The 13938-nt window shown below is 62.3% G+C and carries 13 protein-coding genes; 7 read left to right on the top strand and 6 right to left on the bottom strand.

Annotated features, from left to right (window positions below):
* Positions 1 to 147 precede the first annotated feature (147 nt).
* Positions 148 to 1467: an OprD family porin gene (locus FQ668_RS00555; RefSeq protein WP_003255784.1), complete on the bottom strand. Its 1320-nt coding sequence runs from the start codon at positions 1465 to 1467 to the stop codon at positions 148 to 150.
* A gap of 473 nt (positions 1468 to 1940) precedes the next feature.
* Between FQ668_RS00555 and FQ668_RS00550 the strand changes: the two genes are divergently transcribed.
* The gene (locus tag FQ668_RS00550; RefSeq protein ID WP_014589351.1) at positions 1941 to 4010 is read left to right on the top strand and encodes a TonB-dependent siderophore receptor; all 2070 of its coding nucleotides are present in this window, start codon (positions 1941 to 1943) and stop codon (positions 4008 to 4010) included.
* 66 nt (positions 4011 to 4076) lie between these two features.
* Here FQ668_RS00550 and FQ668_RS28940 read toward each other — a convergent pair whose 3' ends face one another.
* Both FQ668_RS28940 and aguA read right to left on the bottom strand, forming a co-directional pair.
* Positions 4077 to 4274 carry a hypothetical protein gene (locus FQ668_RS28940; RefSeq protein WP_011953221.1) on the bottom strand — a complete coding sequence of 66 codons (198 nt, stop codon included), beginning with the start codon at positions 4272 to 4274 and terminating at the stop codon, positions 4077 to 4079.
* 192 nt (positions 4275 to 4466) lie between these two features.
* Positions 4467 to 5573 (bottom strand): agmatine deiminase, encoded by a 1107-nt coding sequence (aguA, locus tag FQ668_RS00540; RefSeq protein ID WP_019438876.1) that lies wholly within the window; start codon positions 5571 to 5573, stop codon positions 4467 to 4469.
* A 277-nt stretch (positions 5574 to 5850) separates the two neighbouring features.
* Between aguA and rfbC the strand changes: the two genes are divergently transcribed.
* The 4 genes from rfbC to FQ668_RS00515 are packed head-to-tail and all read left to right on the top strand — an operon-like array spanning position 5851 to position 10111.
* Positions 5851 to 6396, top strand: coding sequence for a dTDP-4-dehydrorhamnose 3,5-epimerase (rfbC, locus tag FQ668_RS00530; RefSeq protein ID WP_014589349.1), 546 nt, complete (start codon positions 5851 to 5853; stop codon positions 6394 to 6396).
* 42 nt (positions 6397 to 6438) lie between these two features.
* Positions 6439 to 8253, top strand: a complete 1815-nt coding sequence (locus FQ668_RS00525) for an ATP-binding protein (protein ID WP_019438877.1) — start codon at positions 6439 to 6441, stop codon at positions 8251 to 8253.
* Positions 8250 to 9656, top strand: a complete 1407-nt coding sequence (locus FQ668_RS00520; protein WP_014589347.1) for a sigma-54 dependent transcriptional regulator — start codon at positions 8250 to 8252, stop codon at positions 9654 to 9656. Before FQ668_RS00525 ends, FQ668_RS00520 begins: the two co-directional genes overlap by 4 nt.
* Positions 9656 to 10111: a YiiD C-terminal domain-containing protein gene (locus FQ668_RS00515; protein ID WP_019438878.1), complete on the top strand. Its 456-nt coding sequence runs from the start codon at positions 9656 to 9658 to the stop codon at positions 10109 to 10111. The genes FQ668_RS00520 and FQ668_RS00515 overlap by 1 nt, the downstream gene beginning before the upstream one ends.
* Positions 10112 to 10271: 160 nt before the next feature.
* Here the strand turns inward: FQ668_RS00515 and cysQ are convergent, their stop codons facing one another.
* The gene (cysQ, locus tag FQ668_RS00510; RefSeq protein ID WP_019438879.1) at positions 10272 to 11090 is read right to left on the bottom strand and encodes a 3'(2'),5'-bisphosphate nucleotidase CysQ; all 819 of its coding nucleotides are present in this window, start codon (positions 11088 to 11090) and stop codon (positions 10272 to 10274) included.
* Positions 11087 to 11653, bottom strand: coding sequence for an ADP compounds hydrolase NudE (gene nudE, locus FQ668_RS00505; protein ID WP_003255794.1), 567 nt, complete (start codon positions 11651 to 11653; stop codon positions 11087 to 11089). Before nudE ends, cysQ begins: the two co-directional genes overlap by 4 nt.
* Positions 11654 to 11717: 64 nt before the next feature.
* Between nudE and yrfG the strand changes: the two genes are divergently transcribed.
* Positions 11718 to 12380 (top strand): GMP/IMP nucleotidase, encoded by a 663-nt coding sequence (gene yrfG, locus FQ668_RS00500; RefSeq protein ID WP_003255795.1) that lies wholly within the window; start codon positions 11718 to 11720, stop codon positions 12378 to 12380.
* A gap of 111 nt (positions 12381 to 12491) precedes the next feature.
* Here yrfG and lysM read toward each other — a convergent pair whose 3' ends face one another.
* Positions 12492 to 12932 carry a peptidoglycan-binding protein LysM gene (lysM, locus tag FQ668_RS00495; RefSeq protein ID WP_014589344.1) on the bottom strand — a complete coding sequence of 147 codons (441 nt, stop codon included), beginning with the start codon at positions 12930 to 12932 and terminating at the stop codon, positions 12492 to 12494.
* Positions 12933 to 13107: 175 nt separating this feature from the next.
* Here lysM and fdhD point away from each other — a divergent pair, with 175 nt between their 5' ends.
* Positions 13108 to 13938, top strand: coding sequence for a formate dehydrogenase accessory sulfurtransferase FdhD (gene fdhD, locus FQ668_RS00490; RefSeq protein ID WP_019438880.1), 831 nt, complete (start codon positions 13108 to 13110; stop codon positions 13936 to 13938).

The raw sequence follows: 13938 nt of genomic DNA, 5'->3' as shown, positions 1-13938 counted from the left end.
ACTCAATGGCCTGAGCCCTGTGGAATACAGGGCTCAGGCTGCAGCTTAAAACTGTCCAACTTTTGGGGGGCAGTCCATACCTGTGGGAGCGGGCAAGCCCGCGAAGGGCCGCAGCGCGGCCCCAGCATTCATGCAAGCAACCGCAGATCAGAAGATGCTGATCGGGTACTCGACGAATACGCGGACTTCGTTGCCGTCGTCGTTGTAACCGTTCTGCTGCACAGCGTTGTTGGTACGCAAGAACGAGCTACGCAGCTTGATCGACAGGTCCTTGGCCGGGCCGTCCTGCACCACGTAACGGATCTGGTTGAAGATCTCGCGCTCTTTACCTTCGCCGAAGCCTTGCGGGTTGGCGACGTTACGGGTGTTGATGTTGTCACCCACCACGTAAGCCAGCTTGTAGGTCAGGCCCGGAATGCCGTAGGCACCAAAGTCCAGGCCGTAGCCCAACTGCCAGGAGCGCTCGTCTTCGGCGTTGAAGTCGGACCAGTACGAGTTGGCCAGGTAGATGGTGGAACCACCGTCACCCACGCCGCCGGCGTTCTGGTAGAAGCCGTAGTTGTAGCCAGTGCTGCCGGTGCTGCGCTGGTGAGCGAGGGTGAACGAGTGCGCACCGTACGCGTAGGTGGCAGCAAGGCTCCAGATGGTGTTGGAGTCGCCGTTCAGGCCTGCGGCTTTTACGTACTTGTTGTTGATGTCCGACTTGTAGCCGTTGAAGTCCAGGGTCAGGGACTGGTCGCTGGCGATCGGGAAGACGTAGTTCAAGCCCAGGTAGTGCTTCTTCATCACATCTTCGTTGTCGGCGGTGTACAGCGAAGCGGTGAAGTTGTCGGTGAACTTGTAGCTGCCACCTAAGACGTTGATCGACTTCAGGCCCCCACCATCACGGCGCTCGGCGCTCTTGCGCGCTTCCTGGGTGAAGCGGCCGGCGTTCAGTTCCAGGCCCTGGATCTCTTTGGAGGTGATCAGGGTGCCGGTGAAGCTTTCTGGCAGCAGACGTGCATCGTCGTACTGCAGCACTGGCAGTGCTGGCATCTGGTCACCGTACTTCAGCACGGTGTTGGAAATGCGGAATTTCACAGCAGCACCACCACGCGCCAGGTTGTGCGGCGAGCTGGCGTTGCCTTCGGCATTGGTGGTTTCGTGCGGTTTGAAGAAGTCTACACCGCCACCACCGTTGTGGCCTTTGCCGCCATCCAGGCGCACGGCGTACAGGCCGAATGCGTCAACACCGACGCCAACGGTGCCTTGGGTGAAACCGGAGGAGAAGTTGGCGATGAACGCCTGGCCCCATTCGATCTGGTCGTCGGTGCCATGCTTCTTGTCACGGTTGATGTAGGCGTTGCGCAGAAGGACGTTGGCGTGACTGTCCTCGATGAAGCCCTTGCTGTCAGCCTGGTCATTGGCCTGAGCCTGGGTCGCGGCGATCATCGCCAGGGCGACCAGGCTGATCCTGGTTTTCAACATGTTGTTTTCCTTATTTCTTAATCAAAAACGCGCTGCAAAATGACGCCAGGAACCAACGCCCCTTCGTAGGTTCGACGCTATGCGGATCCAGCCGGGTGGGCCGACCGGTAATTTCACGGCGGCCCTTGGCAGCAGCTTGGCCAATACCATGGCCAGCAGGCGTTGGCCGAATCCTAGCCGTGTGCGATTACAAATGTCAAAAAGTCGTGAAATGCAGGTTGATATAACCGAAATTACCGGCCTGTCTGGTGCATTTCCATGCAGGTTTGCGCTATCAGCGGACAATTTATCTTGTGTAGGAATTTGCCATTTGATCGAACGGACAATTTCCTGGGAGCAGGCAGAGCGTGGCCGCAGAGGCTGTTACAAACGGACACATATGTAAAGACAAGCCTTTACAAATACCCAAGCAGGAGTAAATAGCAAGCATTACCATTCGCACCTAATTTTCAACTGCCGGTTTGAATGTGCCCATGCTTGTACCCTGCCGTCTTTCACCCCTGACGCTTGGCCTGTCGCTGCTTTTCAGCGCCAGCCTGGCCAGTGCCGCCACCACCACACTGCCGGAGTCGTCGGTTACCGCCGACAGCGAACGCGAGAAGGACAACCCGCGGGTCAAGGAGGTGAGCACCGCAACCCGCACCTCGACGCCCGTGCGTTATGTGCCGCAGGCCATCGATACGGTGAAAACCGCCAATGTGCTGGATTACGGCAGCAACACGCTGGGCAAGGCGCTGGAGGGTATCCCCAACGTCAGCAGCGGCGCCGACACCCGTTTTGACAGCGTACGCATCCGCGGCTTCGAGGCCAGCAACGACTTCTACCTGGACGGTATCCGCGACGACAGCCAGTACATCCGCGACCTGCACAACATCGAGCGGGTCGAAGTGCTGAAGGGGCCTGCAGCGGTACTGTATGGCCGTGGCAGCCAGGGCGGCATCGTCAACAGGGTCAGCAAGGCACCGGAGCCGGGTCGCCGCTCGACCATCGAAGCGCAGGCCGGCAGCGAAGACCTGCGCAGCCTGTATGCCGACCTCAGCGCCGACCCCAGCGACACGGTCAGCCTGCGCCTGAACATGGGCAACCAGGACAACAACAGCTTCCGCGATGGTATCGACGGCAGCCGCCAACTGTTCGCCCCGTCGATCAGCTGGCAGATCACCCCCGACCTGAACTGGCTGGTGCAGTACGAATACAGCCGCTACAACCGCACACCAGACCGGGGCATCCCGAGTGTCAACGGCCGCCCGGCAGACGTCAGCCGCAGCGCCACCTACGGCGACAATCGCGACTACATTGACGACCGCGCCCAGTCGCTGCGCTCGCGCCTGAACTACCAGTTGAACGAAACCTGGCAGCTGCGCCACACCCTGGGCCTGTTCAAACTCGACAGCGAGTTCGACAACACCTATGTCACGGGCTACAACGCCGGCACCAATACCTTGACCCGCCAACGCTGGCAGCAGGACCTGAACACCCGCAACCTGTTCAACAACCTGGAGGCCGAGGGCGACTTCGACACCTTGGGCCTTGAACACAAGCTGCTGCTGGGCCTGGAGTTCGGCAACCAGCGGCGCGATCCGCTGCTATACAGCGCCGGCAGCCAGAGCCTGCCAGGCCTGGGAAAACCCAGCCAGCCGCACAATGGTACGTTGGCGGTATCGAGCAACAACCACACCGTGGTCGACAGCCGCGGGGTTTATCTGCAGGACCAGATTCGCCTGAACGATCAGTGGCAGGTTCTCGCCGGCGTGCGCTTTGACCAGTTCGAAGTGGAAACCACCAACAAGGATGGCGTGCGCGAACCGCAGGACAGCAACAGTACCAGCCCACGCCTGGGCGTGGTCTACACACCATGGCGCGACCATTCGTTCTACGCCTCGTGGAGCAAGACTTTCTCACCGGTGGGTGGCGGCTTGATCGGCATCACCCCGGGGGCGCCGGGCAACACCAATAAAACCGACCCGGAAGAGACCCGGCAGAAGGAAATCGGGGTGAAAAGTGACTGGCTCGACCAGCGCCTGACCACCACCCTGGCCATCTACGAGCTGGAGCTTTACAACCGCCGCACCCGCGACCCGAACGACCCGAACATCATCTTGCTCAGCGGCATGCAGCGTTCGCGCGGCATCGAACTGACGGCCACCGGCAACATCGTCGGCAACTGGTATGTACGCGGCGGCATTGGCCTGCAGGATGCGATCATCGTCAAGGACAATAACGGCCAGGAAGGCAACCGCATCAATGACGTGGCCAAGCGCAATGGCAGCCTGTTCGTGACCTGGAAGCCAGAATTGGGGTGGTACGCCGAAACCGGACTGACACTGGTGGGCGAACGTTATGCGGACAACCAGAACACCACAGTATTGCCAGGGTATGGCCGTTGGGATGCACTGGCGGGGTATCGGACCCATGACTGGGATGTGCGGGCGGCATTGAGCAACATTGCTGACAAGACCTACTACAGCTCGGCGACCAGTGCGGCGCAGATCCAGGTGGGCGATCCACGTAGCCTTGTGGTGACGGGTAGCTACAGTTTCTGATCTTAGTTGCCTGTACCTGCCTCTTCGCGGGCATGCCCGCGAAGAGGCAGGTACAGGTGCAATCGATCAGTGCCACACCGCCATCAGCGCCTGCATCTCTGCTTCGCTGATCAACCCTTGGGGGTATCGCCCGGCAAGCAGACGTCGTGGGTCGGTCGTCCTGACCCTGATGCTTCCATGGTGTTTCAACCGCTTCGCCAAAAGCCTGAGCGATTGGCGATCAACTGCCGATGGGCGCAAAGCCGACTCACTTGCTGCGTTCATGTCCACACGTACTCCCTGGCCCGTGAGCGGCTAATTTACGTAGGTATTGTTACAGATCAGAGGCGCGGCCTGACCGTGCCATCTCGCTATCTGCTTGAAAAACAATACAAAACGTATGCCAGCTCGGCCTCCGGGCGTCGCCCGCGCAAAAAAGAGGCCCGTCACATGACGGGCCTCTCATTCATTACGGGCTCAGCGCTTGACCGGCGCCGGCTGCTGCTGGGTCAGGCAGTGAATGTTGCCGCCACCCAAGAGCAGCTCGCGGCCCGGGATCATCACCACCTCATGGTCGGGGAAGATCCTTGCCAGGATCGCTCTGGCTTCAGCATCTGCCGGGTCGTCGAAGCTTGGGGCAATGATGCCACCGTTGACGATCAGGAAGTTCACGTACGAACCCGCCAGGCGCACCGACGGGTCACGCTCCTGGCTGCCGGCTACCTGGTCGACACCGGCGCACTCTTCGGCAGTGGCGAACAGCGGGCCCGGGATCGGCATCTTGTGCACGATGAATTCGCGGCCCTTGGCGTCGCGGGTGTTCTTCAGCACATCCATGGCCGCGTGGCAGCGCGCATAGTTGGGGTCGTTGGAATCATCGGTCCAGGCCAGTAACACTTCACCCGGGCGCACGTAACAGCAGAAGTTGTCGACGTGACCGTCGGTTTCGTCGTTGTACAGGCCATCGGGCAGCCATACCACGGTGTCGACCGCCAAGTGATCGCGCAGCACCGCTTCGATCTGCTCGCGGCTCAGGTGCGGATTGCGGTTGCGGTTGAGCAGGCATTCCTCAGTGGTGATGACCGTGCCTTCACCGTCTACGTGGATCGAACCACCTTCCAGCACAAAACCTTCGGTCTGGTAGCGCTGGCAGCGCTCCATTTCCAGCACCTTGGCGGCCAGTTCCTCGTCGCGGTTCCAAGGTGCGTACAGGCCGCCATCGAAGCCGCCCCAGGCATTGAAGCCCCAATCTACGCCGCGTACTTCGCCATGGTCGTTGATGACGAAGGTCGGGCCGGTGTCACGCACCCAGGCATCGTCGTTGCTGATTTCAACCACACGAATGTTCGGCTGGTCGAGTTGGCGACGGGCGTTCTCGTACTGGCCGGCGGAAGCCGCGACGGTCACAGGTTCGAAACGGGCAATGGCCTTGGCCAGGGTTACGTGGGCAGCCTGCGCCGGCTTGCCGCCCAGGCGCCAGTTGTCCGGGCGCTCCGGCCAGACCATCCATACCTGAGTTTGCGGGGCCCACTCGGCGGGCATGTGGAAACCATCGGCACGGGGCGTGGAGTTGAGGGTTTTCATGGGTGACCTCTGTGATGGCCCTGAGCCGGGTATGCTGGGGCGTTTGTCAATTTATAACCGATATATATCGATATTTGAAGCCTGAAAATTGAAGAATACAGCGCCACTCGGCGAATTTAAATCGATAACAATCGACACGCGTCAGCGCTGGTCTGGTGAAAGGAACGGCCTGCTGTCTACCATAGCCACACCTTATGCATCCTGTTACAGCTACGCGCGGAAATTTCCGGCAAGGCCGACTAGGGTCAATACTTGAGCGACGGGCCAGCGAGCCGCTATGAACATCATCCCTACAGCAATCCCTGAAGTACTGATCATCGAGCCAAAGGTGTTCGCTGACAGCCGTGGTTTTTTCTTCGAGGCATTCAACGCCCGTGAGTTCTCACAGCAAACCGGCGTTAACGTGGCGTTCGTCCAGGACAACCACTCGCGCTCCATCAAGGGCGTGCTCCGTGGGCTGCACTACCAGGTGGCAAACACCCAGGGCAAGCTGGTGCGCGTGGTGCACGGGGAGATCCGCGATATCGCCGTGGACGTGCGCAAAAGCTCACCAACATTCGGCAAATGGGTCGCGGTACACCTGTCGGCCGACAACCATCGCCAGCTGTGGATTCCACCCGGCTTCGCCCACGGTTTTGCGGTGATGAGTGAATCGGCCGAGTTCCTCTACAAGACCACCGACTACTACAACCCGGGCGCCGACCGCTGTATCCGCTGGGACGACCCGCAACTGGACATCGACTGGGGGCTGCAGCAGCCACCGCTGTTGTCGGACAAGGACAAGGTAGGCCTGCCATTGGCAGAGGCGGAACTGCTGCCTTAACTAGCGCATAATTGCGTCAGACTTTTCTGGCGCATTTACCTGATGATTGCAAAGCCCACGCCCCCACGCCGTCCCCGCTGGCGCAGCCTGGCCCTGCTGGCGCTGATCTTGGCCCCATTACTGTGGCCCCTGCATCACTTGGCCGAACGCTATTACCAGGAAGAACTGGCCTCGCAGAACCGCCAGACCCTCGACCTGTATGTGGCCAACCTGCTCGGCACCCTGCACCGCTACGAGACCTTGCCGCAAATTCTCGGCGACTTGCCGGCGCTGCGTGGCGTGCTGGCCGACCCTTTCCGCCTGGAAGCGGTGACCAACGCCAACCGCCTGCTCAAGGATATCGTGCAGCAGACCGGTGCCGAGGTGATGTACCTGATGGACGTCAGCGGCAACACCTTGGCCGCCTCAAACTGGGACAAGCACGACAGTTTTGTCGGCCGAAACTTCGCCTTCCGCCCCTACTTCAACGAAGCCATGGCCGGCCGCCTGGGCCGCTTCTTCGGCCAGGGCACCACCTCGGCCAAGCGCGGCTACTTCTTTGCCGCGGCCGTGCGCGACCGCGAGCGGATCGTCGGCGTGCTGGTGGTCAAAGTCGATCTCGACCACACCGAAACCCTGTGGGGCCGCACGCCCGAGCAGCTGTTGCTGACCGATCACAATGGCGTGGTCATCCTGACTTCGCGTCCCGACTGGCGCTTCCGTGCTACCCGCACGCTGACCGACGCCGAGCGCCAGGCCATCATCGCCATCCAGCCCTATCCGACCCAGGCCCCACAGCCGCTGGTTCTCAACCCGCAGGCCTGGATCACCCAGACCCGCGACATCAAGGAAACTGGTTGGCAAGTCAGCATCCTTGCCCCGCGCACGCTGGTTGATCGCTCGGTGCAGACGGTAATGGCCATCGGTGCCGGTACGCTGCTGGTACTGATGTTGCTGGCAGGCCTGGTGATGCAACGGCGGCGCCATTACATCGACCGCATCGACTTCGAAGCCCGTGGCCGCCAGGAACTGGAAAAGCGCGTGGCCGAACGTACCGCCGACCTTGAAGGCCTGAACACCCGCCTGAAAAATGCCGTGCTGGAGCGCGAAAACGCTCAGCAGGAGGCAGTGCGCGCACAGGACGAACTGGTGCAGGCCGGCAAGCTGTCGGTGCTCGGCACCATGTCGGCCAGTATCAGCCATGAGTTGAACCAGCCCCTGGCCGCCATCCGCAGCTACGCAGAAAACGCCGAGATCCTGCTCGACCACCAACGTACCGAAGACGCCCGCGGCAACCTCAAGCTGATCGGCGAGCTGACCGGGCGCATGGCCTCGATCATTGCCCACCTGCGTGCCTTCGCCCGTCGTGACCGCCATGCCCCGGAGAGCGTGGCCCTGCAGCCGGCCCTGGACGATGCCCTGGCGCTACTGGCCAAGCGCCGCCGGGCGATGGCCGTAGAGCTGATCCGCGACCTGCCGGAAGCCACCTTGTGGGTACAGGCCGGCGAAACCCGCCTGCGCCAAGTGCTAGGCAACCTGCTGGCCAATGCCCTCGACGCCCTGACCGAAAAGGCCAACCCGCGCCGCCTGTGGCTAAGTGCCGAGCAGCGTGATGACTGCGTCTACCTGTACATCCGTGACAACGGCCCCGGTTTCAGCCGCCAGGCCCTGGAGCACGCCAAGGAGCCTTTCTTCACCACCAAGACCCGCACCCAGGGCCTGGGCCTGGGCCTGGCCATCTGTGAAAGCCTGATGCGCGCCCTGGGCGGTGAACTGCTGCTGGCCAACCACCCGGAAGGTGGCGCAATGCTGACCCTCCAGCTGCGTGTGGCCGCATCTGGCGCTACTTTGCCCAATTCGGAGGACCCCTCGGCATGACCACCGAGACACTGATCGACAGCCGAGCCCAGGTCATCCTGGTCGACGATGACCCCCACCTGCGCCAAGCCTTGAGCCAGACCCTGGACCTGGCCGGGCTCAAGGTAGTCGCCCTGGCCGAAGCCCAAGGCCTGGCCGAGCGCATCGAGGCCGACTGGCCCGGCGTGGTGGTCAGCGACATCCGCATGCCGGGCATCGATGGCCTGCAGTTGCTGGAACAACTGCACGGCCGCGACAGCGAACTGCCGGTGCTGCTGATTACCGGCCATGGCGATGTGCCGCTGGCGGTGCAGGCGATGCGCGCCGGGGCTTATGACTTCCTGGAAAAACCCTTTGCCACAGACGCCCTGCTCGACAGCGTGCGCCGCGCCCTGGCTTTGCGCCGGCTGGTGCTGGACAACCGTAGCCTGCGTCTGGCACTGAGCGACCGCCAGCAACTGGCAACCCGCCTGGTCGGCCATTCACCGGCGATGCTGCGCCTGCGCGAACAGATCGGCGCCTTGGCCGGCACCCGCGCCGACGTGTTGATTCTGGGCGAAACCGGCGCTGGCAAAGAGGTGGTGGCCCGCGCGCTGCACGACTTGTCCAGCCGCAGCGAAGGGCCGTTCGTGGCGATCAACGCCGGCGCGCTGGCCGAATCGGTGGTCGAAAGCGAACTGTTCGGCCACGAGCCCGGTGCGTTCACCGGCGCGCAGAAACGCCGTATCGGCAAGTTCGAATTTGCCAACGGCGGTACACTGTTCCTCGACGAAATCGAGAGCATGAGCCTGGATGTACAGGTGAAGTTGCTGCGCATGCTGCAAGAGCGAGTGGTCGAACGCCTGGGCGGCAACCAGTTGATCCCGCTGGACATCCGCATCATAGCCGCCACCAAGGAAGACCTGCGTCAGGCTGCCGACCAAGGGCGTTTCCGCGCGGACTTGTATTACCGCCTGAACGTGGCGCCGCTGCGTATTCCGCCACTGCGTGAACGCGGCGACGACATATTGGTGTTGTTCCAGCATTTCGCCGATGCTGCCAGCCAACGTCATGGCCTGTCGCCGCATGCGCTGCAACCCGCGCAACGCGCCCTGCTGCTGCGTCATGACTGGCCAGGCAACGTCCGCGAGCTACAGAACGCCGCCGAGCGTTTCGCCCTTGGCCTGGAACTGGCACTGGATGGCCAGGCGCCCTCGGCAGCAGCACCGGCAGCGCCCATGCTCAGCGGCAACCTCAGCGAGCAGGTCGAGCAATTCGAACGCTCGCTGATCGCCGCCGAACTGGCCCAGCCACACGGCTCCATGCGAAGCCTGGCCGAAGCACTGGGTATCCCCCGCAAAACCCTGCACGACAAGCTGCGCAAGCATGGCTTGAACTTCGACGGCGGCAGCGGAGGGCATGACGATCAAGAGGACAACCGTTAATGAGCACCGATAGCCAGTACCTGCAGTCCGTACTGCACAGCGACATCCCCCTGACCCGCGAAATGGGCCTGGAAGTGATCGATTGGCAGCAGCACACCCTGCGCCTGCAACTGCCGCTGGCGGCCAACGTCAACCACAAAAGCACCATGTTCGGCGGCAGCCTGTACTGCGCAGCAGTGCTGGTGGGTTGGGGCTGGCTGCACCTGCGCCTGCGTGAACTGGGGATCGATGACGGGCATATCGTCATCCAGGAAGGGCAGATCAGCTACCCGTTGCCAGTGACCGGCACGGCAGTGGCGCGTTGTACCGCGCCCGACAAAAAGACCTGGGAGCGATTCCTGGCCATGTACCAGCGCCGTGGGCGGGCGCGGTTGCGGTTGGAAACCACCGTGAGCAATGCCGGAAGTGACGAGCCTGCAGTGAAATTCAGCGGCCAGTACGTCTTGCACCGCTAGCCCAGCAGCCGCTGAAAGCAACTGCGCTGCACAAAACCCAAAGGCTGGCGCAAAACCTGTGGGAGCGGGCAGGCCCGCGAACACCGGCGAAGCCGGTGCCCCGCACCGCGGTGCCTGCTTCGCGGGCTCGCCCGCTCCCACAGGGTAGGGTGATACTCCGTCAAATCAGGTTCAGGAAGGCCTGGCGCCATGCAGCATTGGCAGGCAATGCCAGGAAATGCGGATTGAGCAGCGACTCGCGTGGCGGATACCGGAACGGCAAGCCATCCAGCCCGATCACTTCGCCACCGGCCCCCTCCACCACACCCTGCGCCGCAGCAGTGTCCCACTGCGAAGTCGGCGCCAGGCGCGGATAGCAGTCTGCGCTGCCCTCAGCCAGCAGGCAGAACTTCAACGAACTGCCGATATTGGCCAGCTCCAGCTCACCCACCGCAGCCCCAAGGCCGGCCAACAGCGCTTCCTGCTCCGGGCTGGAATGCCGACGGCTGGCCACCACGGTAAAACGCTCGCCCTGCGCAGGTGCGTTGCGTACTTGGATCAGCTGGGGTGCCTCACCGGCATCTGCACGCCAGGCCCCCATCCCGCGCCCACCGAAGTAGCAGCGTCCATTGGTCGGCATCGACACCACGCCAAACACCACGTCGCCGTTCTCGATCAGGGCGATGTTGACCGTGAACTCTTCACTGCCGGCAATGAACTCCTTGGTGCCATCCAGCGGATCGACCAGCCACCAGCGGCTCCAACTTTGCCGCTCGGCCAGCGCAATATTGCAGTCCTCTTCGGACAGCACCGGGATCTGCGGCGCCAGCGCCAGCAGGCCATCGGCAATTACCCGGTGCGCCGCCAGGTCGGCGGCGGTAACCGGCGAATCGTCGGCCTTGTTGGTCACCGCGACATCGGCGCGCCAGAATGGCAGGATCGCCTCGCCTGCCGTCAGCGCCAGCTTGACCACTTCGTGCATCAGTTGCAGGTCGTTCATAGCTCCAACAGCCCCCGCTGAATCAGCAGGTCACGGGCCAGGTACAGCGCCGCCAGGGCGCGGCCCTCGGTGAACTGCGGGTGCATGGCCAAGGCCGACAACTCACGCAGGTTGACCTTGTCGACCCGCATCGGCTCAGGCTCGTCGCCTTCCAGGCGCTCTTCGTACAGGTCGCTGGCCAGCACCACCTGAATCTTCTGGCTCATGTAGCCCGGCGACAGCGACAGTTCCGTCAGGTGCTCCAGCTGGCGTGCGCCAAAACCGGCTTCTTCCTTGAGCTCCCGGTCGGCTGCCGCCAGCACGTCTTCGCCCGGCTCGATCAGACCCTTGGGCAACGACAGCTCGTATTCATCGGTGCCACCGCAGTATTCTTCCACCAGCACGGCGTGCTCGGCATCGAGCATGGCCACGATCATCACCGCGCCGTAGCCGTTACCCCGTCCCACCAGGCGCTCATAGGTGCGCTCGGCGCCATTGCTGAAGCGCAGCTGTACGGCTTCGACGCGGAACAGGCGGCTACTGGCGACAATTTCGCGGCTGAGTACGGTGGGTTTCTGGCGCATGGGGCGGCTCCTTGGCGTGAACGGGTTACTATACCGTGGCTTGCCGACTGATCGAGAGTTTCCCATGCCTGTTCTTCCCTGGTCTGCCATCGATACCGTCCTGCTGGACATGGATGGCACCCTGCTCGACCTGCATTACGACAACCGCTTCTGGCTGGACCACCTGCCCCAGCGCTATGCCGAGCTGCACGGTGTAAGCCGGGCCATGGCGGAAATGGAGCTGCAACCGCTGTTCGAACGCAATGCCGGCACATTGAACTGGTACTGCCTGGACTTCTGGAGCCGCGAGCTACGCCTGCCCATTCGCGAGCTGAAGCGGGAAATTGCCGACCTGATTGCCCTGCGCCCGGATGCCGATACCTTCCTGGCGGCGATTCGCCAGGCCGGCAAGCGTGTCGTGATGATCACCAATGCCCACCGTGACTCGCTGTCGCTGAAGCTGGAACGGGTGGAGCTGGCACCGTACTTTGAGCGGCTGATCAGCTCGCACGACTATGGCTACCCGAAGGAGAGCCCGCAGTTCTGGGATGCCCTGCAGGCGGATATCGGCTTCGAACCGGAACGCAGCCTGTTCATTGATGACACGCTGGCAATTCTGCGCAGTGCACGGCGGTTTGGTGTGGGGCACTTGCTGGCGGTGCGCCAGCCGGATAGCAAAGCAGGGCCGCGGGATACTGAAGAGTTTGCGGCGGTCGAGGATTACCGGGAGTTACTGGTAGGCCTATGAGGCCCTCTTCGCGGGTGAACCCGCTCCTACAGTTACTGCGCCAGCCGTGAGAGGGCGCTCAACCTGTGGGAGCGGGCGCGCCCGCGAAGAGGCCGGTACAGGTTTCAGAGATCATTCAGGAATACGCAGCACCTGCCCCGGATAAATCTTGTCCGGGTGCGACAGCATCGGCTTGTTGGCCTCGAAAATCTTGTTGTACTGGTTGGCGTTGCCATAAACCACGACTGAAATGGCCGATAGCGTGTCGCCCTTTTTCACCGTAACGAACCGGGCCGCCTTGACCACTGGCCCTGTCACAGTGATCTGGTCATCCACGCAGGCCACACCATTGATGTTGCCGGCTGCAAGAATGATCTTCTCCTTCTCTTCCTGGCTGGCCACTTCACCCTTGAGGATGATCTTGTCTCCTTCTACAGTGGCGGTGATGTTGGGGTTGCCCAGGCCAACAGCTTCCACGTGTTTCTTAAGCTGCTCGTCGGCATTGGCGTTGCCAGGGGTCAGCAGGTCGATCAACTTCTCGCCGGCTTCCTTCACGAAACTGAACAGGCTCATTGCGCTCTCCTTGTTGACGAAACCTTGGACACAGGAGTCTAGGTCAGCTTTACCACTTCCGCCCTGCGCGACCAATCGACGCGGTCTATCAAGGCATAGACCCTAGCGATTAGACGCCGCCGGCCCACGCGCCTAGGCTTGTGCTATCAGAAAGCCGCCGGTATTCAGCGCCCCGATGAACAGCAAGCCTCCGGTCTGCGCGGCCTCATCGCCCTTGTCCATGCCCGCCGCCAGCAACACCTACGATTACGTCCAGCTCAGCGACGCCAAACGCGACAGCACCCCGCTGGCCGAGGAAGTGGCCCTGGCCATTGTCTATAACGGCCTCAACCAGGCGGTGATGCTGGTCAGCCCTACCGATCTGGAAGACTTCGCCGTCGGTTTCAGCGTCGGCAGCGGCATTGTCGAAGGCACCGCAGAAATCTACGACCTCAAGCTCTCCGGCAGCGGCTCGGCAATGTACGCCGACCTGGAAATCTCCAGCCGGGCGTTCTGGAACCTGAAAAACCAGCGCCGCCAACTGGCCGGCACCAGTGGTTGCGGCCTGTGTGGGGTCGAGGCCCTGGAGCAGGCACTACCGGATCTGGCCGTGTTGCCGGGTGCGCCCCTACCCCCGGCCCAGTGGCTGGTCGGCCTGCGCGAGCGCATCGACGCCTTCCAGCCACTGGGCCAGCATTGCGGTGCCGTGCATGCAGCACTGTTCATGGACCGCCAAGGCCAATTGCTGCTCGGCCGCGAAGACATCGGCCGGCACAACGCCCTCGACAAACTGATCGGCGCCCTGCTGCGGCAACGCATCGACACCCAGGGTGGCCTGGCCATCGTCACCAGCCGCTGCAGCCTGGAGCTGATCCAGAAAGTACTGCGTGCCGGCATCCAGACCCTGGTCAGCCTGTCGGCGCCCACCGGCCTTGCCCTGCAATGGGCGCGCAAGCACAACCTCAACCTTATCCACTTGCCCAAGCACAGCGCACCGCGGGTCTACAGCCCAGCGGCGGAGTCGTAA

It is taken from the genome of Pseudomonas sp. Kh14 (genome assembly GCF_900291005.1).
GTDB lineage: Bacteria > Pseudomonadota > Gammaproteobacteria > Pseudomonadales > Pseudomonadaceae > Aquipseudomonas > Aquipseudomonas alloputida.
This window is presented reverse-complemented; position numbering and strand designations above follow the sequence as displayed.

Bases quoted from the DNA above. Each gene is read 5' to 3' on its own strand.
- FQ668_RS00555 (WP_003255784.1), bottom strand. From the start codon at position 1,467: ATGTTGAAAACCAGGATCAGCCTGGTCGCCCTGGCGATGATCGCCGCG.
- FQ668_RS00550 (WP_014589351.1), top strand. From the start codon at position 1,941: ATGCTTGTACCCTGCCGTCTTTCACCCCTGACGCTTGGCCTGTCGCTG.
- FQ668_RS28940 (WP_011953221.1), bottom strand. From the start codon at position 4,274: ATGAACGCAGCAAGTGAGTCGGCTTTGCGCCCATCGGCAGTTGATCGC.
- aguA (WP_019438876.1), bottom strand. From the start codon at position 5,573: ATGAAAACCCTCAACTCCACGCCCCGTGCCGATGGTTTCCACATGCCC.
- rfbC (WP_014589349.1), top strand. From the start codon at position 5,851: ATGAACATCATCCCTACAGCAATCCCTGAAGTACTGATCATCGAGCCA.
- FQ668_RS00525 (WP_019438877.1), top strand. From the start codon at position 6,439: ATGATTGCAAAGCCCACGCCCCCACGCCGTCCCCGCTGGCGCAGCCTG.
- FQ668_RS00520 (WP_014589347.1), top strand. From the start codon at position 8,250: ATGACCACCGAGACACTGATCGACAGCCGAGCCCAGGTCATCCTGGTC.
- FQ668_RS00515 (WP_019438878.1), top strand. From the start codon at position 9,656: ATGAGCACCGATAGCCAGTACCTGCAGTCCGTACTGCACAGCGACATC.
- cysQ (WP_019438879.1), bottom strand. From the start codon at position 11,090: ATGAACGACCTGCAACTGATGCACGAAGTGGTCAAGCTGGCGCTGACG.
- nudE (WP_003255794.1), bottom strand. From the start codon at position 11,653: ATGCGCCAGAAACCCACCGTACTCAGCCGCGAAATTGTCGCCAGTAGC.
- yrfG (WP_003255795.1), top strand. From the start codon at position 11,718: ATGCCTGTTCTTCCCTGGTCTGCCATCGATACCGTCCTGCTGGACATG.
- lysM (WP_014589344.1), bottom strand. From the start codon at position 12,932: ATGAGCCTGTTCAGTTTCGTGAAGGAAGCCGGCGAGAAGTTGATCGAC.
- fdhD (WP_019438880.1), top strand. From the start codon at position 13,108: ATGAACAGCAAGCCTCCGGTCTGCGCGGCCTCATCGCCCTTGTCCATG.